We start from the raw sequence: 25,118 nt of genomic DNA, 5'->3' as shown, positions 1-25,118 counted from the left end.
GTAGCTAGAGCTGAAATAATACCAAATATATACACATACAATAGCCGCGCGATCCATTTTTTCGACTAGCTCAGAAGTGTCGATACGGAACCTGTCGATAACTGGATTCAACCTTCAGTTTCACGTGGGATCAGTTTATTCACAGTGAGTTTATACTTTGATGAAATTTTGACTAGCAATAGCTTCAAGTCATTCCCGTTGCTCTCACAAATGTGCCACTGCGAAAGGCAAAATCAATTGATGCCCTTCATTCGGAAGTCACCGGCTGCGACATCGCACTCACCGATGAAGCACCACTTGCGCTCGCTCTTGACAATCGTGTTCGCTCGCCTCGCATCGGTCGTCTCGCAGCAACTCCACGGAGTCACGCTGCCAACGAGATGTTTCCTGAGGACGTTCGTCCGCTGTTTTTTGATATTCTCGAAGCCACTGACCTCCCATGGAAGCAGGTGGTCAGAGCCCTCGAACGCGCCATCGATTGCTGGACAGCCACCGGCGATTGTGAAGCCATTGTTGAATATGAGGAGTTCGATACCGAAGCCATCCGGACGATAATTGAACTGCTCGGTGAACTCGATAGCTCATATCGAGCTGTCAAAGAGATGACGATGACACCCTCGCCAGACGATGATATTGCTGTCATTGACGAACACCAGCTCTCCGCACTTGCTGAGACCATGCTCCCCGCTTCAGGAGCGTATAACTCGGTCAGTTCATTCGATTCTGAGGAGATTCCTTTCCCAGAGATCGATATATTCCCGTCGGCGACGGCTATCGTTTCTACCATCGTCGATCAAATAGACCCCGAAATAGCCGACCAGTTTGGGATCGTTCTTGTCGAAAACAGTCACTACAGCACATTGGTCGAATCCGCACTTGAAGCTCAAGGTATCCCCTTCAGCGGTGGACCAGGATTTGAAGACGACCGTGACATTCGGTCGTTTCTTCGACTACTCGACGTGAGTTTCGGAGGCTCAAATCAACGACTTGGTGAAATCGAGGGGGTGCTCTCTGCGATTGGAATCGACGTTCCGAGTGACCTTGCCGAACAACGTGTGGACTCGCTTTCCTCATCACAGCTTGGACCATATAGTCGGGTCCGAGAGACAGTAGAATCGGGCACGTTTCGAGATCTAGTTGCCGTATATGAAGAGATTGAAACTGTCGAGCTCTCGGATCTACGAAATGAATTCGAGCAGTTGAATCTTCTTGATAAAGCTGTCACTGAATCGCGTCTTACCCGATTTCAGTACTATCTGGATACTATTAATGTTCCAAGCGACACTGACACCAACGATGGCGTCTTGCTAGCCGGAGCGACCTCAACTGCGTATGTTGATCGACCGGTGGTGTTCTACGCCGGGCTTGGTCCTGAATGGGCCAACAGTCCACCCGAGTATCCGTGGGTCGACAAAGAGGAGTACCTCAAAAAAGATCTAGATCGATTTGAACGGCTTCTGCAGAACGGTGAGCAACGGCACTACTTCGTGCAAGAAACACACGCTGGAAGCGAGGTACCACCTTGTGTGTATCTCAGGCAATTATATGATGACTCGATTGAATCTTTCGAGGACCTCCCACATAGCAAGTATCGTACTAATAGAGAGACGAGTCTTGAATCTCCATTTTCTGCTCCCGCTACTGCATCATCATCATCATCGTCACTGTCGTCACCCGAAATGACCATCAGCCAATCCGGACTCAACCGACTGACCAACTGTCCGCGCGATACATATTTTCACCAACTGGTTGAGAGCCCATCCAACCTCGCTATGGCTAGAGGCAATCTACTGCATGAAGCTGCCGAGATCTACGAGGCTGACCCTTTGGTATTCGAATCTAATCGCCAATCTGTATTAGACGGAATGTGTGAGTTACTTGACCCTTATCTCAGTGATACCAAACGGACTATTGAACGAACAAAACTCAATGTAGGACTGACTGCCATCACTCGTTATCTTGAGGCGTACCCTCCACAGCCTGCTACCCACAGCACATACGCTAATCGTGACCGTGACAATAGTCTCGCAGCCTTAGTTAATCTCCCCTACGATTCAGAGCTTACCGAACGCTGGTTTGCCTCGGAGGCTGTCGGTCTGCGTGGGTATGTCGATCTCCTCCAGCATCCCGAGACCGTCGTCGACTACAAAACTGGTGATAAAAATAGCCCATCAAAACTACTTGATGCCGCCGCGATCGATCCGGTCGCCGAGAAGCCCAATTTTCAGCCACTAGCATATCTAAGTAAACACCGCGAGGAACGACCAAACGAACGTCTCGAAATCCGGTTTGTTCATCTATTACACGATATTGATGCTGCAATCGCTGGTGAGCCACCAACGCCGGCTGATCTTGTTTCGACAATCACCTACGTCCCATTAACCTTCCCTGAGTTTGTCGCCAGTGAGGATACTTTCAGACAACTCACAGACTATGCTGACTCGAATGACCGTTGTAAGGTTTTGAACTCACTTGGCTATGAGCGCTACCGGGAGTTTTTCAAAAATCACGAACTCCCCCCAGTAGACGAGGATCCAACACAGCGAACAACTATCATCAAGGGTTTTAGAACCCTTGCAGAGTCGGTCGTTGGGGAATATAAATACGTGATCAAAGGATGTCAGAAGATTTTCGATGATCTGGAGACGACGCCAACCGGCTATGTTCTCAAATCTGATTTGGATACCTTCGAGGACTTCGTCGATGAGCAATTAACCAAGCTCAACGAGTATCGTACTGATCGATTCCCAATCAAATTCCGCGAAGATGGTCCGACATGGAATCGTGTTGACCATCGCGACCTCATTCTCACAGACCGATGACTACATTTGACCCAAACGACAATCAAGAACGACTCATCACTAGCATAGATGGCATTTATCTCGTCAACGCCGGGGCTGGGACAGGCAAGACGTTCACTATCACTCGGCGGTATGTCGAAATCCTTGATCAGCGAGCCATCAAGCCCAACGATATTCTTTTACTCACCTTCACCCGGAACGCCGCCGCAGAAATGGCTGACCGCGTCTCCCGATACTCCGAGTATGACCCGGTCCAGTTACAGGATGCTCCGATTAGTACCTTTCATTCGTACTGTCATCATTTGTTGCAGCGGTACGGCTATGACTCGCCCTCGAAGTTGGGCATTGATGAACAGCTGCCGGAGTCATTAGACCTCATCGAAGACGATATCCGCGAACAGGCGCTTTTTCGAGGGTTTATGTCACGGTTCGAGGACGCTCACCCGGAGTATAAAGAGCTCTTAACGGCACTGAATGATCCAGCGGCTCTCCGTACTTTGATCGCCGAATTGGCCTCGAAGGGTGTTATCCCGAATAAAGAAGGCTGGTATCGAGACACCGGAGCTGTGTTACAGGGAGACCGAGAGGATTTTTTCGAAGTTTTCGAGATCCAAAATCAACCTAATGAAGGTGTATATGGTCCCACACAGTCGGATGCCAGGAGTTCACTTGGTGACTGGAAAGATGCGGAATATGTTCCCGATGCCCCAGTTAGTGACTCATTTTTAGATGAGCACACTGTTGATCCCGCCGTCATCACAGCCGCCTTTGATGAGGATCGAACACAACTGGTTGGGTTTGTCCATGATCTGTATTTTGAGTATCTAGAGTATGCCATTGGACGCAACTACCTGACCCAGAGTCTAATGCTGGCGATGGCTTTCGTGATGCTCTGTGAAGAGGAGTCGATCAGACAACAACTCACCCATCAGTACGTGATGGTTGATGAATTTCAGGATACCAACGAACTGCAGTTCAAACTGAGTCTCTTATTGACCAGCAAGAATAATTTCTGTGCGGTTGGTGACTGGAAACAGAGTATCTATGGCTTCCAGTATACCGAGGTGGAGAATATCCAATTTTTTGACCGGCGACTGGAACGGTTCAAAACCGAACTTAACACTGACCGACAGCGTATTTCTTATTCAGTTGACGATATAAATAAGATTCCGCTCCAGAAGAACTACCGTTCGACAGCTTCGATTCTATCACTCGCCAGGGAAACGCTGACTATTGCAGGGACACAGAAAGAAGACATTGATAGCGATGCGATTAGGAGCGATCTTACCCAACTGGAAGCAACAAATCATGTCGATAATAGCGAATGCCATGCCTACACTCACGAGGACGAACTCGAATTGATCCTTGATCGGATTGAACACATCGTCGAAAACCCCGAATATAGCGTTGAAGTAGCTGATGAACCCGCAGAAGATCCTGGGATGACCGACTTGGCGGCTGAAGCCGCCGAACAAGAGCGACTTGGCAAGCCCTCATACGATGATATCGCCGTCTTCACACGCACGCGAGCGTTTGCCAGAGACCTGCTTGAAACCGCCAGGGATTATAATATCCCGGTTACCTACGAAGGTGGCGTCGAACTATTCGATACTGACCAGGCTAAACTTCTGTTGGCATGGCTTCGTATCGTTGAGACCGATAGTGATCGTGGCTGGGCGACCGTTCTAGAGGAAGCTGGGTATACCCTCCCCGAAGCCAAGGCGACTCTTGAGAGCGGTAATTTTCCACCTGAAATGGTGAGTTTTCACGACGAACTCGGTGAGTACGACACACTCGGTGGATTTGGACGCCATGTATTTGATGCCTATGGATACGATGGAGCTTACGCCGATGGGTTGCTCGCAGAACTCACCGGAATGCACGAGACGACACTGAACACCCGAGGTGAGGCAATCACGTTTATTGAGGACAGTCTGGAGGCTGAAACTACGGTTGAGATCGACACTGAATCTGGGGAAGATTCAGTCACTCTTCAAACGATTCATTCCGCAAAGGGACTGGAGTATCCAATTGTGATCCTGGGGAATATAAATCGCCATGGATTCCCTAACGCGAGTAACCCATCCTCGAGTGACATACAGTATTCAGACCTACTTGGGCTTCGACAGCGCAACAAATACAGTACAGCAAGCGGTCAAGCACATGTTTATTCACACTGGCCATATGATGTACTCTCGGGCTGCCTGCCCTCCGAGTATGATGAGGAACGTCGATTGTTCTATGTTGCTGTGACTCGAGCCAAGCGACATCTGCTGTTGACCGCCGGAGAGACACCGAGTCAGTTCTTTACGGAATTTTCGCTTGAACCAGAGGAGATCAAACCGAATATCCAACCCAAAACTGCTTCCACAGCAGCGACTGACGAGTTTTCGATTACACTACCGGAAGAAGACCGTTCAGTTCGTTTATCTGTTCATAATATCATGGATGACAGTATCTATCAGGATGTCGAGGACGGTCGCGGGACCGAGTTCGGTAATCAGGTCCACGATTTTGCCGAGGAATACGCCAACGGTCAATCAGTCACGCCACAGTCAGCCGATGAAGACCATGTGGCTGCGTTGTTGGACTCATTGTCCGGAGAGTTCATCACCGAGATCACCGCGATCCTCCCACTCAGTGGACCGTCACAGATCACGCTCGTTGGGATTGTGGATCTACTCGTTGAAACAGAGAATCGTATCGAAATCATCGACTACAAGACCGATCGTAGTCGCCATGCTGAACCGGAGTATCGAAAGCAACTGAGTGTGTATTACCATATCGCCGATGAGTGGTACCCAGACAAAGATATTAGACCCACTGTTTTCTATACTGCAGATGATGAGCAAGTTACAATCGAACCACTTGACCGCGGAACAGTTCGTGGCATAGCTGAGGAAATTAATTAAATCAGGTGTTGATTAACTCTGTGAATTATCATCCGACAAAACACAGTCCACACCCGCTGCGTCATCATAATAATCCCTAGTCAGTGGGATACACTCATTACCGATATTGAACGAGACGCTATGACGAAGTCATGGACAGAGCATCAAATGAGTTGCTCACTATTGGAGATGTCACCCGTGGAAAGTAATACACTGAAATATTAAATGACCATTCGTTCACAAGCAAATATTGAGGACGAGACTGCACTGAAGCGCCCTTTGTGTGGATCACTGAGACATGACATGAGATATATAGACTGCATCGTAGTTGCCATCCAGCTACATTTTCGTTAGTGTGATATCTGAGAAATGGTTGAAGAGCAAGGGAACACTGAGATGTCAGAGGCGGCTACCTTATTTCCTCAGAATCATCCGAAACTCGCTCAGGAGCTGTTGTGTCTCTCGAGTAATTCTGAGACTTACCCTTACAACCTAATTAATTAACTTTTCTCTGGATATTAATCCTTTCTCCCAATATTCGCTCAATCCATAAAATTATATTATCATGTAAGTCCGACTTAACATCTAATTTGATATTTTGCCTAGATGAGTCGAGATCTCATCTAAATATGATATCAGGCAGTGAATTGAGATAGATGCTGTGTTGGGCTTCTGTCGAAGCCGTACAGAAAACGTATATTTTAGTATGAAGCCGAGATATATAGTTTGTGAGTTTGGATCACAGACACAGTGTGAGTGTCAACTGCTTCATAACCTAATGAAGATTTTTTACCCTTCTTGTAGACTTAATCCAAACACACTGCGATCCGCATTGAGTCCAACAGCATAATCACGAGCTCAACCGACAATATAGCCACATCCATCAAATAATGACTGACACCGAATTCTTGATTCCCAATAGCCACACAGTCTTATCAACAAATATTCATCAAAGTATCAATCTCTCTGATGCAGATCTCACCGGTGCTAACCTTCCAGGCGGGTGAGATTCGGAGTCAAAAGTTCATGCTGTACCCATACAGATTATTGATCTTGATCATGTACGTACGATGCTTTCTCTCAATCTTATCCAACGGTGATGAGTCGACTATTAGCTAAGATTACTCAGAAATCTCTGAGTGATTTTTATTCCCGTCGTCTTCGGTCGACTTCCCAACTCCAAGCAGCGCAGTCGTCATCTGCTGAGTGACGTAGGCACTGAGATTCGCCATGTGGAGCGTAATAACAATACCGGCAACACCGATTGCGACCGCGAAAAACGCCTCAGGGAGCGTTTCGATTGACCACCGTACCGGCTCGCCGTTGACCTCGCCAAAACCTGTCGAAAGTGGATATCGGAGTGGAGCAGTGAGCAGCGGGAGTCCGTTTGCAAGCACGAACAATGGGACGAACGCAAACCCGGCAATGAAAGATTTCAACGAGAGAAAACCAACACCGCGCCACGTTGAACCTGCTTCGATATATTTCTTGACACTTCCGAGCATGCCATCGGTATCCCCAGCCACGTCACCGTACTCCTCAAGATCCGTGTCTAGTAGTCGGTTTGCAAGCCATCGCTCAAATCTGACCACAACCCGAGTGGCAAACAGTGCCGCTAACAGAATGATGAATCCGATTCCCACCACACTGAGTATAATCCCCAAGACGATCATTGAGAATAGCGCTGAGTAAACGAATATAGCCGGGAGCGCGATCACGAGATATAATAGGTGTTTGTACGTTCGGATGTCGACGAGGACGCCAATGACCGGGAGATTGGAGGGTAATGTTGAACCGAAGGAGTTCATATCAACACATAATTTGAATACTTGCCTGAGAGATAAATCGGTCGTCATCAGCGAGACAGTCAGATGGGACTCATCACCAGCCATGGAAATTGCGGATTTAGCAGTTTGTGGGCGCTAATCCCCCGCCCCCGTCCTCAAGGAGCAACGCGGCGAGGCGAAGCGAAGCGAGTAGCGCAGTAGGGGATGCAGAGCCGTCATTATAGAGAATTCAAGCCGCCGTGATGCGCATTGCAGAGAGTATCAAAGCCCCTCGGGGCTCAAACAGAACGGCTACAACGTCGGGAATCTTAACCGGAAAGCACCCAGCGAGTTTCGGAGTCTCACCTGCGTGCAGTCTGGCTTCGAGTTTGTCAACAAGAACAGTCAGACCGTTCTCTCACTTTCGAAACTCGCAGATATTCCAATTAGTTACCATCGTGAGATTCCCAAGAATGTCACCGTCAAAGAAGTCTGTATCAAGAAAGAACGGACCGGTGAGTGGTACGCTTCGTTCGCCGTTGAGGATAAAAAAGAACCAGCAAACCCAGCTAATTCTGACCGTCATGTCGGCACTGATATTGGTATCCTCAAGCACGTTCATGACACAGACGGGCGTGCTATCGGCTCGCTTGACCTCAAAGTTCACTTCCTGTATGCCGTTCTTGCAAGTCTATCTGCCTTCCCATTTCTGGCGCTTGGAATATAATTTACTATTACTGTTTCAAAATATGTTGTCAATTTTCGGAATCTCGCGTACCATCTTTGTGTGCTCTTTGCTGTTGGTGTACTTTTCCCGTCTGCCACTTCCGCAACACTGTTACTATCTGTGTTAATCATGACCGCATCAGTGTCTTTGTTTGTGGCAATCCATGAGAGGGCGTGTATCACTCCAACCCACTCAGCACTTGTTGACTCTCTATACCCAATCCGTGAGTTGTGTGTTATCTCTTCGCCTGTGTTATCTGTGAGTATCCATCCGATGCCTGCCTCCTGCTCAGCTGGGTCAACACTTGCATCAGTGTGAACGGTTAACATACTATATTATATTGGATTCAAACGTAAAGAATTTTCAACGATAACATAATCATCTGGACCTTTTTAGACGTGACTCACGAGGTTTTGTTATCGTTGCAACGATGTCAGATATGGGATATGGCACATGATGAATTCGGAAAGCGATCCTCCGCTGCAACGGTGGACAGTGCTATTATAGAGATTGTAGCAGAGAACCCACGACTTTAGCCGTGGGAGGATGTCACCTATGAGTCACTGAACCGTTTCTAGGTCAGGAACGCAGATATTGCAGACTGATTTTTGGGATCCATCAGAGTGTGTCACAACCCGGACGTGAACATCATAATAGATTTGTTCTTGCTCGTCAACAGCACCGCAGTAGACGCACTCATTCTCACTCATGACTAAGTTAGGTATTTACCGGACAAACTATTGTTGATTCTGTCTTTAGACATCTCCCTCTTTCTATAGTCCGTGAGTATCGTGATGATTCACAATTCAATCTAGGAGCGTCTTGGCATCACTTCATTTGATCACACGGAATAGCTCAATATTTGCTCTATTGTGCAGACCATTGATAAGATCTCAAGAGTAAAATCAATTTTCTCTTCCTATCGTAAAAAATCGCGTGTCTTCATTGATAGGGCGTGTGAATGTCGCCTCTTCAGTATCGTACACTTGGATTTCAGACGGCACAATTGTTCGTGTTACGGTTTGTCCCTCAGGTACGAGAAACCCAACTGGTTCACTCACGTCAGAGGCGTAATCGGGTTTAATAAGTGCTCGAAATCCAGCGTCTCTGGGGCTAGCATTTGCTACAGTCAGTTCGAGAGCGAGTTTATTATCGAAATTAGTTATTTCCGCTTTCTGGAGTTGGCAGTTAGGTTGTATACTCAATAGTTTCAGTGTGTTTTCGTCCAAATTCCATGCTGCACGAACGCTATCAGAGCTAGAGTAAGATGGTTGATACACCACTGCAGCAGTGTCGGCTGCGCGAGTGTCGACAGGAATTCCAATGCACGGTGTAGAGCAGTTTCGGGTGATTGAGACAATCTCCTGCGGACGAGGATTTGGATCAATTACTCGTCCGTTCCGTCTGAAAGCAAACTCAGTTGTGTCCACCTCAAATGTTCCCTCGATCCCGACAACGATGAACTGCTGAGTAGGTTCACCTGACCCCATTAACGAGTAGAAAACATTATTCGAATAAATGACTGAGCCCTGAATGGTTAGGTTATTCACAGAGACTGTCCCAGTTGATAGGTACGCTGTTTCCCCGATAGAAAGTTGATGTCGCCGTTGTTGCTCTGTTGCGTCAGGGTTCGAAGAGGGAGACTGTGAGACTATCTGTGCTGAGTTATCGGGCGCATCCGGAGGCGATGAGCTTGAGACAGAGTCGTTTTTATCAGAGTGCGAATCTCCATTGTCGTTGCTAAGACACCCGCCACCGACTGTGCAGAGACCAGCTGTACTGATGAGCGAAAGCACCTCACGACGATGCATATCCGTGATTGAGTTTTCTATAGTTTATTTATACTGTGCTGTGACACTCTCTGAAACACTCAGACTTCAGATTCAGCATTGACGAATTAATAGATGGCTAATTAGATTGATTCCGGACATTCTGATACTTTTTATGTGATTTCAAAAACTCACTTATTAGAATGATTCGTTAATAAGAAACTCGAAGAGAACGGTGCTATTTGACATCCTCCCCGCGCTAAAGCACGGGGCTTTCTCCTCGACTCTCAGTAATGATACCCTGCTGCGCTCAGTTAATTGAGGCGCTACGCTCGTTTTATGCGCATGTATTGACTGAACGGAAACAACGATGCACACTTATCTGATACTTTATAACTGAGAAGTCACGGAGTAATATGATTATTGCAGTTTTGCTAAAGAGCTGAGAACTACCGACATGTGTCACCCCAGATTCTGACAGCGTGTCTGTGGTCACCTGCCTAGTGAGAGTCAGCTAATCTTCGATGACATTGATCCCGGTAATCTCGAATCGTGCCCCACCCTGTTCGCTATTGGTTATGACGATCTCCCATCCATGCGCGTCAACAACTTGTTTGACAATCCGCAAACCGAATCCGGTTCCTTGCCTGGTTGTTGTGTATCCTGCCTCAAAGACATCGTCGCGATTCCCCTCTGAAATGCCGGGTCCATCGTCTTCTAGATAAAATCCCGTCTCTAATTTTCCGGTTTTAACACTTACATTTTCACCACCGTGTTCAACAGCATTTCGTAGTAGATTCTCAAGGAGTTGCCGAAGACGACTCCGGTCAGCTTGGATCGTCCACTCATCATCAATCATGATCTCAGCCTCGGGTGCTGCGACGGTCTGCCAACAATCATCGACAATATTAGCAAACATAACTGGCTCTACTTCCCCAATCCGATCGCCCTCTCGTGCTAGTGTTAGAACATCTTCAATTAACGCATCCATCCGATCAAGTGCTCGTGCGACATTGTCGAGATGCTCACTGTCACAATCATCCTGAACAAGCTCCAACCGTCCATTTGCCACCTGAAGTGGACTCTGCAAGTCGTGAGAAACAACACTGACAAACTCATCAAGTCGTTCATTTTGATGTTTGAGCTGTTCTCGTTGACTCTGAAGATTCTGTTCACGATCAGCACGAACCAGCGCGGCATGAACTACGTCGCCGAGAATATGCGCTAAGTAGGTGTCGAACTCATCGAACGCGTTTGGCTCTGTCGCACCAAAGTTCATCACGCCATGTTCACCCAACGGAAGTAAAATCTCGCTTTCGACCGGTGTATCCGGATTGTATCGTCCTGGAGTAGTCTGAAGATTATTGTCTACACGGACTTCACCAGTCTCAAATGCTTGCCATGAGAGGCTTTCACCACCGGTGTATGTCGGGAGTTCACCAAACAGATTACGAGCTTCGTCTGTTGCAGCGACTGGACAGAGTGTCTTTTCAGTCTCGTCATAGAACCAGATTGTATTGAGTGTATGATTCAATACAGTTCGTGCTGTCTCAACTGCGTGGTCAGCAACCGCTTGTCTGTCCGGTGCTGTTATAAATGTCTGTGTCCTTTCGTGAAGTTTCCGGAGAGTGTTCACTCGCCGTCTCCGGTCAGTGATGTCACGCCCAACCCCAGCGAATCCGGTGACGTTATTATCAGCATCTGTCAGCCGCGCTCCTGTAAACTCGTATGGAATATGCTCACCATCAGTTGTCACCAACCCGGCTTCGACGGTCGCTTTGCCGGTTGTTAATGTATCCTCAATTGCATCAGCGATCTGCCCTTGATCGTCACTAGAAAAGAACTCGGCAACGTTCATTTCCGTTATTGTTTCATCAGTATACCCGCTAACTCTCCTGAGTCGGTCATTCCACCGACGTAACTCACCATCCGGGCTCGCAACATAGAAGATATCTGTAAGTGTATTTAGGGCTTGTTTAACAAATGTGCGTTCCTCCCGAAGCTCCTGCTCGTTTTCTTTCTGATCAGTAATATCTCGAAGTGTCCCAACCGAGCCGTTGAGTTGATTTCCTTCATCAAGGACGCCCATATGATCCTCACAAACGACTGGGTCACCCTCGCGGGGGTATACTGTTATCTCAGAGGAGACAGTCTCCGGACCGTCATCTGACAATAATCGCCTCAACTGTTGTTCTGCTTGTTCGATTGTCGGTTCGTCCTTGATCAGCGATTGCGTGCTCCCGAGAACTGTTTTTCGGTCGTAACCGACCAACTCAATGAACTCGTCGTTGACGTATGTGAACTGCCCGTCCTCATTGAGCACATATACCGCATCACTCAGCACATCGATGATACTTCCGTGCTGTTGAAATTCCCGCTGGCGGTGACATTGCTCGGTGATGTCCCGAAATTCAACGACAAGCTGATTTATCTCACCCTCCGGAGATACGGGTGCAACCTCACATTCTCGAATAACTTCTCCTGTCGGAAGATCAAGTGTGACTGTGTATGCAACAGGTTCGCGTTGGGCAACGCATGTGCGGTATGCGCCAATCAACTTCTTTGCGTCCTCAGGTCCAAACAGTTCGCATGGAGTACTGCCAACGATTTCGGCTTTATTCTGACCAATAAGTTCGATTGTCTGTGGATTACACTGCTGATAACGGAACCCATTGTCTTCGACCTGAACCAGTATCAGAGCATTTTGGGCGTTCTCGAAGACAGCAGCATACTCTTCACGTGTTTCGCGGAGTCGTTGCTGTGACCGATACTGCGTGACAGCGTTTTCAATACGGTTCGCAAGTAATTCGTATCGTTCAGACCCAGATTGCTTCTGAATATAATCGGTTGCATCTGCCCTAAGCGCGTCGCTGGCAACATCCTCGCTACCCTTGCCAGTGAATAGAATGAATGGTAACTCCGAGTAGTCGTCTCGGACAGCCTCAAGAAACTCGATGCCGTCCATGTTGGGCATATTGTAGTCCGAAACCACACAATCAGGTGGGCGATTGATGATTCTCTCTAATCCCCTACTGGGCTTAGTCTCGGTCTCGACGGCGAAGTGATTATTTTCGCGCTCAAGAAACGTGGCGGTGAGATCTGCGAACTCCGGCTCATCATCAACGTGGAGAACCTGAATCGTCTCTTGAAGGGCAGTTAACACGAAAATTAATACGATATTTGTATTAGAATAAACTTACGACGCCAATACTGGATTAAACTGTGTGATGCTATCAGACAGGTTACTCCTCAACAGTTGCCTCATCACAGAAGTATAATTGTCAGGGTTCAAAGAGCAGTCTCGACGATTCGCGATCGTAATCAATCCTCTAAGTGATATCAGGCATTGTATCAGTATTAGGGCGATATACCAAATATTGCTAGTTGAATTGTGAAGTGCCTCGGGGACAAGCCCCAAGCCGAGGCTTCACCGTTTTGGGGTCAACACCATTTCACACCACACCCGCAGGCGTGGGCGAGTTTCAGTCCTCCCGACCTTGTCGTTTTAATTTTTCTTTCGCTTTTCGGTGAGGAGTCGGCTGGAAGTAAGTTGACTTGACACCCGAACAGCCGCTGTGCTGTGTCCGTGGGAATGGGAGTCGAAGTCGGTCGCTCCATCATCATGACTATGACTACAACTCCGACCCCGACCCCGACCCCGACAACTCCCGTCCCCGTCGCACTGCCAGTGACCATTGTGAGAGGAGTCGCATTTCCAAGCCCACGCTCTCGTAGCCAGCATTGACTGAAGAGTGGGAATTCGTCTGTGAGGGTCTCTGGCTGTCTGTGTCTATCTATCAGACGACATCATAACAGTGTATGTCGGCTTCACCCTTTTGAGTCACATCAGTACAGTATCAAAGCCCCGACCCCGAGGCACTCGCCTCGCCTCGCTATCTGCAGATGACTCATCAGTCTGCTATAAATAAATGGACAAAAACTCGCTAATTTTAGCACCGATAACGAGTGCCGCCATCGTCGAAAGGACCCCAAGCCCGAGTAATCCATAGTTTCCAATCACACTATCAGCGTTCCAGAGGTCATAGGAGTAATGTCGCTCATCACCGAACGGTGTGACTCCCATCGGTGTGAGTGCATCCGCAGCAATGTGTGAGCCGATAGTGAGACCGCTGACAAGAGCAAGATATAGACTAGATCCAACAGCAAGAAGTAACTGTGAGCCGAAAATAAGTCCGAGTATCCCCCCAAAGATGCCTGCTGCGGCAGCGACACCCAGCATAAAGTGAACAGTGTGTGTCAGTCCACGGTGGGATAGATTTGGAAGGTTCATATCTATATCTGGGAACATCGCTAACCCGATGGCAACGACCCCACCACTGATGGCGGCTACGTCAAATCCAAGAATAAGCGCACCCATTCCAATGGGGGCATACGCCGTTAACGCAGCCCCATAATGACCCTTCTTATGCATCAATAGTCCCTTATTAGGGAGGTAAGGACTTATCACATTTGGTAGTTACTGTGGTTAACTTCTACAGATACAGGGTGAGTGTCTTATGAATTTGATTTTCCACGGAAACGACTCAGTGCTTAATCCAACTATGAGATATCATCAAAATATGATATTAAATCACCATCTCTGCGTTCCACGTTCCGTGTTAATTTGATCACTTTTTATTATGTTGTCAGCAAGCATCAGTCCGTATCCGCCTCATCTGCGTATTGCTGAAGATCATCTGCAAGCGAACGAGCCTGAGTAGGCGATAACCGAACGCGGTCGGCGTGCGTGGCTACCTCATTGGTTTCGACAAGATCGAGTTCGACGCCAAGCGTGACCTGATCTGGATGGTCATCCGCGACAGAAACGTTCACTACGCCGTCTGTACGGAGTGATTTTTCAGCCGTCTCAATGTCTGCTGTGACCAAATCAAGTGTCGTATATGCAGTGACAGAAAGAATTCGATGTGACATTGGTATTAATCGTCTAAAGCCGAAGATGTCGGAGGGTGTTCAGCGTACTCACTCATGACTGGTTTGATCGCAACCGCACATTGTTTGAGGTTTGGCTCGTTTGAGCGCGGGTCTGTTGCCGGAAGTGTGAGCGTGTTCGTCTCAGGGTGGTGAATCGAGAGCCACACCATTCCCGTCGGAATGTCAGTATCAAGGGCAAGTTCAACGGTTACCGTTGCACGCCGTGAGGAAATCTGTGCCAGTGCTCCCGGTTCAAGCTCCTGTGATTCATGCGATGCGCTGTTTGCTGAGAGAGTGTCGGCTGTGCGTGGATTGACTCTGGCGACCGGGTGCGATTCCGCGTCTACGTCTCGCGATCGGATACCGGTGTTGTACCCGTCTGGTTCGCGTCCAGTCGTAAGTGTGAGTGGGTATGATTCATCAATAGGCTCTGGAACGCCAGCATGTGTTGCCGTTGAGAAGCGAGCCCGACCTGAGGGGGTTTCGAAATCCCACGTCCCATCTGCATAGTACTGATAGCTTCCCTGTGAAACAGCCGAAGGTGCTGGCCACCGCACAGCCCGTTCATCATCAAGCCGTTCGTAACTGATTCCCGAGAGATCAGCTGGTGTTCCCGCGGTGAGCGCGGCAAGTTCGTCGAAGATAGCTGATGGAGTGGTCGTTTCAAACAAACCAGGAGCAATCGACCCACCGATTGTGGTAATGATGTCGAGATCTGTGCGGACCATCGGTTTGAGTGCTGACGCCGAACGTACTCGAGAGACACGTCGTTCCATGTTAGTTGCTGTCCCATCTGTTTCGCCCCATGTCGCAGCCGGGAGGACGATATCCGCTAACTCAGTCGTCTCCGTATGAAAGGCATCTTGAACGATGAGAAATGCATCCGAAAGGCGGGATTTGGCGGTCGAAGCATTCGGGAGTCCAGCTGCCGGATTCGTTGCGACGGTCCACACCGTCTCTACCGGACCATCTGCTATTGCTGTGATGGTCTCGACTGGACCGGGACCAGAAGTATCCGGAAGCCGCTCGGGAGGGATATCCCAGGCGTCCGCAATCGTTTGACGCTCTATTGGATCAGTGAATGACCGCATTCCAGGCCATGTTCCTTTCGAAGAACAAACGCGCGCTCCCATAGAGTTAGCCTGCCCAGTTAAGGAGAATGGACCACTACCCGGCCCCATATTCCCCGTTGCTAAGCATAGGTCAATGAGCGCACCAGCGGTGGCGGTTCCTTGAGTGCTCTGATTAACACCCATTCCCCAGTAAAGAAGCGTCTTATCGGCGAGTGCAGCAGCGAGACGGTCGACTGTTGATACCGAAACACCCGCGGTAGCGGCTGCATCGCCGACATCAGGAAGTGCCTCTGTAAGCGTCTCAAATCCAGTCGTTGCCTGTTGAATGAACGTGTCGTCGATGTCACCACGCTCAATAACACGTGCAATCACAGCTCGTGCAAGTGCGAGGTCAGTGCCAGGCGCAGGAGAGATGTGCTCGTCACCCTTGGCAGCGGTCTGGGTCTTCACCGGGTCAACGACAATGAGACGACTATCATCGACGTCGGCACTCGAGTTGATCCAGCGGAACATCACCGGATGTGCGACGGCAGGATTCGCTCCCCAGACGAGATGTGTTTTCGCATCATCAATGTCGTCGTACGTTGGCGGGGGTGCATCATTACCAAATGCATCAAAGTATGCAGTGACCGCACTCGCCATACATAAAGTGGTGTTAGCATCATAATACTGGGTACCAAACCCACCACGGGCGACCTTGCCGAGCGCGTATGCCGCTTCATTTGTCTGTTGACCACTACCCAGCACGGCGACGCCATCACGTGTACGCGACAGCGTCTCTGAGAATGCGGAGACTGCTTCCGAAAGTGCAACATCCCAGGTGGTTGACTGGAGGCTGCCATTCCGCCGAACATGCGGCTGCGTTAGTCGATCTCCATCTGGATTCTGTGTTTCGTTGATACCGCGAGCACATGCCTGTCCTCGACTTGCTGGGTGTGCAATATCACCACGAACACTATCGATACCGTACCCAGAGTCGGTGCGCTCGGTAATGTGACCACAGCCGACTGCACATCGCATACATGTGGTTGGGACGGAGTCGTTCATTATTTACTTACTGAAGTTAGATTATCATGCGATTCAAATGCTGCGACTAGTTCCGGTGCAACATCTATCGGAGCGACTGAGTCAGGTACTGATACGTCCTCTGACCTGGTATCAACGTCGGCAGTGTGCTGATCAGTCATCACTCTGACTCGTAATAGGCGTACCGTTAGCTGTCGTTGGTGCTGGGCTCTCTCCATCTGCAAACGGATACCACGACTGTTTTGCGTCGTTGAGACATGGGTCAGTGTAATCATCGACTTCTTCAGGCTCTGCAAACTCAGTCAGCGAGGACTGCTCGGTCGCGGCGACCCACTCTCGGAATGTCTGTCCCTCATCACGCTGTTCACTGAACGCGGTAAGAAGGTTCCCCAGCAATCCAGGTATCTCATCGGCGGGAACACGCTGACGGATCCACTCAACAAAGCTCGGGTCAGGACCAACTCCTCCACCAACACCAACGTCAATTGCCTCAACCATCTCACCATTCTTACGTGCACGCATTCCTTGCAGTCCGATGTCAGCGGTCGTTGCTTGACCACAGTCTGCCGTACAGCCTGAGTAATGAATTTTGAGTTGTTCAACGTCAGCAGGGACGTCAACGTTTGTGCGGAGCCACCGGAGTAATGTAGCCATCCGAGCCTTTGTCTCAGTAAGCGCCAGCGAACAGAATTCACTTCCCGTGCATGCCATCGAGCCTCGAGTGAATACGTTCGGAGTAGGGCTGTGTGTCTCAAGGAGGTCAGCTGCAAGGATATCATCAAGCGCTGACTCTGGAATATCCATAATAAGCGGATTTTGTCGCCGTGTAAGCCGAATTGCCCCTGAGCCGTATGTATCCGCAAGGTCTGCCAATTCAACTGTCTCCGTGGCAGTTAACCGACCGATTGGCACGGAAAGTCCAACGTAGTGGCGTCCATCAGATTGCTCATGGACACCGATGTGATCGTGTTTGCCCTCTGCTGGGGTTTTTCCGGCATTGTATGTGTATTCATCGCGCAGATTCGCACCCTCATGATGAAGCGGGAAGTCCACGTATGACGATTCAAGCAGATCTCGGACCTCTTCTGTGCCCCACTCATCGATAAAGAATCGACTTCGGTTCTTTTGCCGATTTGAACGGTCGCCATGTTCGAAGTAAAGTTCAACGAACCCTCTGACTACCGCACAGGCATTCTCAGGTTTGACAAAGACATCGAGACTCCGTGCTCGGCGTGGCTCCCGTCCCCCGAGCCCCCCGCCGACACGCACATTAAACCCCCGTGTAGGTTTGTCGTCGATGAGCTTCTCTGCAGGTTCAAGCCCAATCCCGTTGATTGAATCCTGTGCGCAACCCTCACGACAGCCAGTGACGCTGATGTTGAACTTCCGAGGCATGTTGGCGAGATCATCATCTGCTCGGATTGTCTCAGCGATTTCATCGAGCACTGGTTGGGCGTCAACAAATTCGTGTTTGTCCCGACCAGCAACCGGGCACCCAGCGATATTTCGCATTGTATCGCCGCCTGATGACCGAGAGGAGAGACCAACAGCTTCGAGTCGGTCCCAAATAGCTGGGACATCTTCAAGTTTAATCCAGTGAAGTTGGACGGATTGTCTTGTAGTGAAGTCAATCCACGAATCACCGAATTCTGGATTTTCGACAGGTCCAACCGCGTACTCCGCTGCTACTTCACCAATAGCACGCAACTGAGAGGCAGTAAGCACACCGTTTGTGTTCGCCAATCGCATCATAAAGTAGCTTTCTTGACCAGAACGCTGATGAAAGACACCCCAGAATTTGAATCGCGAAAACCAAGCATCCCGCTCGTCTTCAGGAATTGACTCCCATCCTTGATCTGCGAATTCAAGGATCTTCTGACGTACCTCGTCACCATACAACTCGTCTTTCCATTGCTCTTTCTTATTTGCCATGCTTAAACCTCATAATTGTATATCGCAATCGATTCCGGTATTTTGCTTTGAGATATGTCATTGTTTCAGTTACAAATTGATATACTGGCATAAAATGCTGGCTATTTAACAAATAAAGAAATATTGACTTTGTATGGAAAAGATAGTACTACCGGGTCTGCCGACGGATAATTTCTCGTTTATGACAGTGAATATTATTTCTTATATTTTTATTATTGAATCACTGTAAAATCACAATTAGTAGTAAAAATCCACAATATCTCTATAATGTGTTTATACAAATATCATATGTACACTGTTCTGGGTTATTACTACTGAAAAATAACACATTAATCACAATATTAATGATAAACAACTATTATAACGCTGAGTCAGTTTGATGTGACTGAACAAATGAGATGAGTAGGTCAGATCAACAAGATACGACTAACGAACAACCAACGACATGTATGCGGTGTGCGGTCGGATGCGGTTATCTACAACAATCTAGTGAAGTCGATTCAGAACTCGTTGCGGTAACGGAGAACCCAGCACATCCAGCAACCGGTGGGGAGGCATGTCAGCGAGGAATGAACGAAACAGCACGACCAAGTGGGAATCGATTAACACAACCACTGATTCGTCACGGAAACACATTACAACCAACTGATTGGGATACTGCGCTTGGCGCCATCACGACGCGTCTTATCGATACTATCCGCACTGATCCTGACAGTGTTGCGATTTTAGGGAGTGGTCAACAGACAAATGAAGCAGCGTACGCGCTCGGCAAGATGGCGCGAGGCGTTATTGGAACCCAACATTATGACGCTAATACCACGCTGTGTATGGCAAGTGCCGTCTCGGCATATCATCAAGCGTTTGCCAGTGATGCACCCCCGCCGACTTATGATGATGTACCAGATGCACAGACCCACATTGTATGGGGTGCTAATCCAGCAGTTGCACATCCAGTCTTATCGCGCTGGATCGAAACAAGTGCGGATAAAGATGATAGCTCATTATATGTCATAGACCCAGTTGAGACGCAAACAGCGGGCAATGCCGATGTACACGCACGACCCGAACCTGGCACTGATCTCGCGCTCGCACGGGCTGTGTTGCGTTCGGTCCTTTCATCAGGTGATGTCGACACTGAATTCGTTAAGGAACATACCGACGGCTATGAGGAGATGTGTGCGTCGCTACCAGAGCTTACCACCGCCGCATCGACAGCCGGAGTTTCACTTGAGACAGTTCATAAGATCGCAACAGCGCTCACCGATAAGACGCTCATTTACTGGGGAATGGGAGTTAATCAGAGCATCCAGGGAACGGAGACTGCCAGAGCACTCATTGACCTGTGTTTAGCAACGGGAAATATGGGACCGGGCAGCGGTCCGTTCTCGCTGACTGGTCAAGCCAATTCCATGGGTAATCGAGTATGCGCCTCGAAAAATACATGGCCTGGTCACCGACCGTTCGATGATGCAGCGAGCAGACGCATAGTAGCAGACACGTGGGAAGTTCCATTAACCCGACTTCCCACGTCGTCTGGTCCAGGATTTATTCGTATCGTTGATGAACTTGCACGTGATAATATCGATATTTGCTGGACAGTGGCGACAAATCCTGTTGCGGGGATGCCAGATGCAAGCCACGTGAAGCGAGCGCTGAAAGATGCTTTCGTTATCGTCCAAGACGCATTTCATTCAGATACGGTAGCATGTGCTGATGTCGTTCTGCCGGCAGCAACATGGGGAGAGTCACAGGGAACGACAACAAACATGGAGCGTCGTGTTTCCCGCGTTACGGCTGCGACTGACCCTCCTGGAAAAGCACGGCAAGATCTCGATATTATTGCAGCAATCGGAAATCAACTCGACTCAAGAGTATTCGATGCACCATCGGTTAATCCTAAATCAGTGTTTGATGAGATACGAACAATGACTGCAGGAACGAGTGCTGATCTCTCAGGAATAAGCTATGAACGACTGGATCGTGAACTGGCAGTTCGTTGGCCTGCACCGAACGCCGAAACACAGGGTGGATACCGATATTACAACGACGGCGAGTGGGCATTCCACACAGATTCCGACAAGGCTCAGTTCTCAACAGTCACGCACAGCCGCGTGCCAGAGCCCGCCGATGAATCTTACCCGCTTACACTGACAACCGGTCGTGTTGGTGGTATGTACAACACTGGTATGCGATCGGGGAATACAGAAACCGTCCCGAGAGCCCGGATCAATCCAGATACAATTTTGGAGTCACTCACCGCGCTCAACCGTGGACAAGCCAAGATTGAATCTCGCCGTGGTGGCGTCACTGTCGATGTCAGCCCAAGTGATAATGTCCCACCAGGTATGGTATGGCTCCCGATCCATCATTCCGCAATCAACGAACTAACACTTGCAGCCGTAGACCCGGATTCCGCAGAGCCAAATCTCAAACAGTGTGCGGTGCGACTGTCGCCGCCGAAGGGTAGCTGAGAGTTCGATAATCCTCTACTTTCGTTATTCTTGATTGATTCTTTCAGAGGAAATCAGTAGTTACAGATTATTATATATCCAGCATCTCAGGGAATCAGGTGGACATTCTCGACGGAATATAATAATTAATATCGGCTGAATAACACGATTTTTCAGAATCAGGAATATTGTGTGAATATTATTATTTTTATGCTTACGAGTGTGTAATTATATTGATGACGATAACTACTTTTGAAGATAAGGATATTTTCGTCATAGTCAACTATTTGTCAATAGAACTGTTTATTAACTTTGGCAATATTGTGTCTTACTGTGAAAAACTGCAAATACGAAACTATTGATCGAGAAAACGTGCAGTCCTCACAGATCATCAATTGGAACGATACACATGTGCAGATGAATGATCTATGCAATCATGCCCAATTGTCTCCTATGAGTGAACGCTTATCTATTGAATTATATCTCTCAAAAACAGTAGATACAGACGATCAAAACGATATGGAGGCACATATCGCATGAATAGTCCGATACAGATGACGAAGTACCGAACCCTCCTTCTCGCGACGATTGGATTCAATTTTTCATTTCTCATCTGGTTTTCGTTTGCACCCTTCACCGGTCCAATGGCTGAGGAATTTGGGCTCTCGCTCGCTGAAATTGGAGTACTAGCAAGCGCAGCAATCTGGCTTGCCCCATTTGGGCGAATCCTCACCGGGTGGCTATCTGATCGATTTGGTGCGCCAGTAATCTTCGCTATCGTACTCGCGTATGTTGGCGTGTTCTCGATCTGGAGTGCATTTGCTGAATCGTACTCGGTGTTCTTTTTCACCCGGCTCATCGTGGCAACTGCTGGTATCACGTTCGTGATAGGTATCCAGCATGTCTCAGAGTGGTTTGAAGCCGAAGAGTTGGGTACAGCGGAGGGAATCTACGCTGGCATCGGTAACGCAGGTGCAGCTGGTGGGGCGCTCATACTTCCACGCGTGTTTACCACGGGGTGGAGCGGACCGATATTCTCCACTAACTGGCGTGCTGCGTTCTTTTATACTGGCATTGTATCGATCCTGCTTGCTGGAGTCTATTACGCCTTCGGCGAAGCCGCAAAGAACGAGGAAAAGCGGGTTGCAACGAAGAGCAAGGCAACGATCAAGGAATGGCTCTTTACCGCGACACGATACGGAACAGTTGTGTTAGCGTTCGCGTACGTGATGACGTTCGGTCTCGAATTATCGATGAACGGATGGTTGGCGACATATTATCGAGAAGGATTCAATACCAGCAATCTCGTGTTAGCCTCAACGTTTGCAGCGACGTTCTCCATTGCGGCTGGGTTGTTACGACCGTTCGGGGGGTATATTAGCGATGTGCTAGCTCGTAATGAGCGAAATATCCTCCCAGTGTTCAAAGGACGGTACCGTGAACAGTGGACATTCGTGTCGCTGTGTTTCGTTGTCGTGGCAATGTTCGGTATGACAGTCGCAGGCTTGAGCGGAGAGGTGCTGATCGCTGTTGGTGTTGGGTTCCTCGTTGGGATGGGGTGTGCGTTCGCCGAGGGAGCAATTTTCGCACAGGTGCCAGCAATGTTCCCGGACAGTTCCGGTGCGGTCGCTGGTGTTGTCGGAGGGGTAGGAACTGTTGGTGGGATTGTATATCCTCTCGTGTACGCGGCACCGTTCTTACCAAATCTACATATCGGTTACTCAGTCGTCGCTTTGTCGATGGTGCCGATTCTGTTGTTGACAGCCTGGGTATTCCAGCCAACAGTTGCTTCCCGAGCAACGGACGATGGGTTCGTCAGCAGCGACGAGAGCGTCTCAATCGCAGACGATTAGATTAAAATTAGATATATCGTATTTTTAGTTGAGCGTGTGACGGATTTCAAATCAACATTGGCAATCTCACGCAGGAGCTATCGTAAAAATTTGCTAACATGATTGACAGGTTCAACCCGATTATCACTCCAGACTAGGAGAAGGTCTGATTGAGCAGGTGAATCTGCATGGTCATTTATTCAGCGATATTCCGGTTATGCTCGATTGTCGTATTCAGATCGATTCATCTGTTTATACTGATTTTATACCGACTCAATTAATCGAGTATTCGCTCGCCGAGGTATGCGCCACCAATCGAGATGCCGAATCCGGCGGCTCCATACAGCAGCGCAACGGGAATCCCGACAACAAGGAGGGTAAGGAACAGATGATCAATCATGAATCCAAGTGTTGCGATCAAAAATGCCGCGACAGCAGGCTCAATGAGAGTATCGCCCGGACTGCCCCACGCAGTTAATGCTCCGACGATGAAATACGCTGGAAGCCCAGTCAAGAGTCCGACGCCAATAATCCACCCGAGTGTCTGCACTATTAGCCCTAGAGCGAAAGCGATGCCGAGCCACTCAATGCTGAACAGTTTCTCGTCATTGCTGTTCGCCATAGTGAATGCAGATATACACCGCTCGTATTCAAGCACTACGGAAGATCGGTATATGATACTTTCTCTAGAAATGAGCGTTAGTTTCGTAATTGCGATTAGATATCTGTACTCATAGCGACTGAGTCGTCTATGGAACAGCCTCCTGCTATCGGATATCTTAGAGAGTATCTCAAGTAAGTGGTTGTCTCAAAGAAGACGATGACACATATGATTTCCAGGGTAGATACACGGGAAACGGCAATTAAATCTATTCTTGATGATTTTCCCTATATAACTAGTGTGTATTTGTAATCAAAAGTCATCCAGTGTTGTCCCCTATCATGTGACGTAAGCCAGGCGACGGGATGTGGCAAGTTGTAGATACTAAACGGACCTATAACCCAAGTTAGTGTAGCCTGTATGCGATCGTCGATAGCAGATACAACATCCGCTTCCACCACCTCGCTGACTTTGTCACAGACTACACTGTCCGATTTCAGGAAGTTCACTTGTGGGTCTGTGCTCGACAGCGCCGTGTCATTCGTGTCGATTATTAGACCGAACATCTAGACTATCTTCAGTAAGTTGGGATATGATGATGACATGTCATAGGGATCTTGGATGTACGTGTTTTGATTTTCTCGTGAATTCTCACAATAGCATACAATAAAAATATGAATATGCACAGACGGCTACATGATGAATTCAACCCCGATCTGTCCGAACTCAGAAAACGTCAACTCACCGCTAGCAAGGGCTTGAGCTGCTTGTCCGAGTTCAGTGATCTCAATGTTATCATTCCCATCCTCATCGAATTCTTCTACAACCGATGTCGGGGATTCCGAACCTCCGCCTGCGTCTGAGTTGGATGACGCGACCAGCTTTGGATAGTCGCCAGAAACGGTTCGCCAGATTTCACCAAACTCCAGTCCAGGCATATTCTCGATAGCTGCGTCTCCTTGCATCTCGCTGGTTGTTAATCCAATTGCAGGACTAGCAGAGGTATCTTGACCGGTAGTTTGTGTATCAAAGTACGACGACTCGACTAACTCAGAACCGCGTCCTGACTCGGTCAATCCAATAAGTCCTCCCACATTTCTATTGCCGGTGACAGGTCCAACAGCGAATGTATTTTTGATGACTCCATTGACTCCAACGAGTCCGCCTACAGAGTTATCTCCAGTTACACTTCCAGAGGCACTCGCACCCAGTATAATTCCATCTTTATTATTACCGACAAGTCCACCAACAAAATGCCGCCAGTCACCTCCCAGAAGCCGTTGCATTCCGCACTGTACCGTCGTTGTTATCTCCGACA

The 25,118-nt window shown here is 48.6% G+C and carries 15 protein-coding genes and 1 pseudogene; 5 read left to right on the top strand and 11 right to left on the bottom strand.

Going from position 1 to position 25,118, the window contains the following annotated elements; all coding sequences use genetic code 11:
* Nucleotides 1–212 precede the first annotated feature (212 nt).
* Both J07HQW2_RS03330 and J07HQW2_RS03325 read left to right on the top strand, forming a co-directional pair.
* Entirely contained in the window at nt 213–2,822 is a 2,610-nt protein-coding gene (locus tag J07HQW2_RS03330) for a PD-(D/E)XK nuclease family protein (RefSeq protein WP_021053920.1), read from the top strand.
* Nucleotides 2,819–5,713 (top strand): UvrD-helicase domain-containing protein, encoded by a 2,895-nt coding sequence (locus J07HQW2_RS03325; protein ID WP_021053919.1) that lies wholly within the window; start codon nt 2,819–2,821, stop codon nt 5,711–5,713. Before J07HQW2_RS03330 ends, J07HQW2_RS03325 begins: the two co-directional genes overlap by 4 nt.
* Before the next feature lie 1,100 nt (nt 5,714–6,813).
* Here the strand turns inward: J07HQW2_RS03325 and J07HQW2_RS03320 are convergent.
* A complete protein-coding gene (locus J07HQW2_RS03320) occupies nt 6,814–7,500 on the bottom strand; it encodes a sensor domain-containing protein (protein WP_048075452.1) in 687 nt (228 codons plus the stop codon).
* Nucleotides 7,501–7,828: 328 nt separating this feature from the next.
* On the opposite strand from J07HQW2_RS03320, the gene J07HQW2_RS17565 reads away from it, so the two are divergent.
* The gene (locus tag J07HQW2_RS17565) at nt 7,829–8,185 is read left to right on the top strand and encodes a transposase (RefSeq protein ID WP_021053915.1); all 357 of its coding nucleotides are present in this window, start codon (nt 7,829–7,831) and stop codon (nt 8,183–8,185) included.
* On the opposite strand, the gene J07HQW2_RS03310 is transcribed toward J07HQW2_RS17565, so the two are convergent.
* From J07HQW2_RS03310 to J07HQW2_RS03280, 8 genes are all read right to left on the bottom strand, one after another.
* Complete coding sequence (locus J07HQW2_RS03310) at nt 8,122–8,514, bottom strand: reverse transcriptase-like protein (RefSeq protein WP_021053914.1); 393 nt, start codon at nt 8,512–8,514, stop codon at nt 8,122–8,124. The two genes, J07HQW2_RS17565 and J07HQW2_RS03310, sit on opposite strands and share 64 nt — an antisense overlap.
* A gap of 576 nt (nt 8,515–9,090) precedes the next feature.
* Nucleotides 9,091–9,996 carry a hypothetical protein gene (locus J07HQW2_RS03305; RefSeq protein ID WP_021053911.1) on the bottom strand — a complete coding sequence of 302 codons (906 nt, stop codon included), beginning with the start codon at nt 9,994–9,996 and terminating at the stop codon, nt 9,091–9,093.
* A 472-nt stretch (nt 9,997–10,468) separates the two neighbouring features.
* Complete coding sequence (locus J07HQW2_RS03300) at nt 10,469–13,117, bottom strand: PAS domain S-box protein (protein ID WP_021053910.1); 2,649 nt, start codon at nt 13,115–13,117, stop codon at nt 10,469–10,471.
* A gap of 756 nt (nt 13,118–13,873) precedes the next feature.
* A complete protein-coding gene (locus J07HQW2_RS03295; protein WP_021053909.1) occupies nt 13,874–14,386 on the bottom strand; it encodes a metal-dependent hydrolase in 513 nt (170 codons plus the stop codon).
* 224 nt (nt 14,387–14,610) lie between these two features.
* Nucleotides 14,611–14,886 (bottom strand): DUF6360 family protein, encoded by a 276-nt coding sequence (locus tag J07HQW2_RS03290; RefSeq protein ID WP_021053908.1) that lies wholly within the window; start codon nt 14,884–14,886, stop codon nt 14,611–14,613.
* Nucleotides 14,887–14,891: 5 nt separating this feature from the next.
* Nucleotides 14,892–17,006, bottom strand: a complete 2,115-nt coding sequence (nasA, locus tag J07HQW2_RS03285; protein WP_048075130.1) for an assimilatory nitrate reductase NasA — start codon at nt 17,004–17,006, stop codon at nt 14,892–14,894.
* Nucleotides 17,006–17,146, bottom strand: coding sequence for a hypothetical protein (locus J07HQW2_RS17560; RefSeq protein WP_021053906.1), 141 nt, complete (start codon nt 17,144–17,146; stop codon nt 17,006–17,008). Before J07HQW2_RS17560 ends, nasA (J07HQW2_RS03285) begins: the two co-directional genes overlap by 1 nt.
* Nucleotides 17,139–18,917, bottom strand: coding sequence for a nitrite/sulfite reductase (locus J07HQW2_RS03280; RefSeq protein ID WP_021053905.1), 1,779 nt, complete (start codon nt 18,915–18,917; stop codon nt 17,139–17,141). Before J07HQW2_RS03280 ends, J07HQW2_RS17560 begins: the two co-directional genes overlap by 8 nt.
* 398 nt (nt 18,918–19,315) lie before the next feature.
* Here J07HQW2_RS03280 and nasA (J07HQW2_RS03275) point away from each other — a divergent pair, with 398 nt between their 5' ends.
* A complete protein-coding gene (nasA, locus tag J07HQW2_RS03275; protein ID WP_021053903.1) occupies nt 19,316–21,388 on the top strand; it encodes an assimilatory nitrate reductase NasA in 2,073 nt (690 codons plus the stop codon).
* Between the two features lie 533 nt (nt 21,389–21,921).
* The gene (locus J07HQW2_RS03265) at nt 21,922–23,220 is read left to right on the top strand and encodes an MFS transporter (RefSeq protein WP_303704299.1); all 1,299 of its coding nucleotides are present in this window, start codon (nt 21,922–21,924) and stop codon (nt 23,218–23,220) included.
* A gap of 256 nt (nt 23,221–23,476) precedes the next feature.
* Here the strand turns inward: J07HQW2_RS03265 and J07HQW2_RS03260 are convergent, their stop codons facing one another.
* Together J07HQW2_RS03260 and J07HQW2_RS03250 are read right to left on the bottom strand one after the other, a co-directional pair.
* Nucleotides 23,477–23,821 (bottom strand): hypothetical protein, encoded by a 345-nt coding sequence (locus J07HQW2_RS03260; RefSeq protein WP_021053899.1) that lies wholly within the window; start codon nt 23,819–23,821, stop codon nt 23,477–23,479.
* A 671-nt stretch (nt 23,822–24,492) separates the two neighbouring features.
* Nucleotides 24,493–25,118: pseudogene (locus J07HQW2_RS03250) on the bottom strand (hypothetical protein); the annotation flags it as partial.

The organism is Haloquadratum walsbyi J07HQW2 (assembly GCF_000415985.1).
Lineage (GTDB): Archaea > Halobacteriota > Halobacteria > Halobacteriales > Haloferacaceae > Haloquadratum > Haloquadratum walsbyi_B.
Note: the sequence above shows the minus strand (reverse complement) of the source record. Positions and strands in the feature narration are given on the sequence as shown.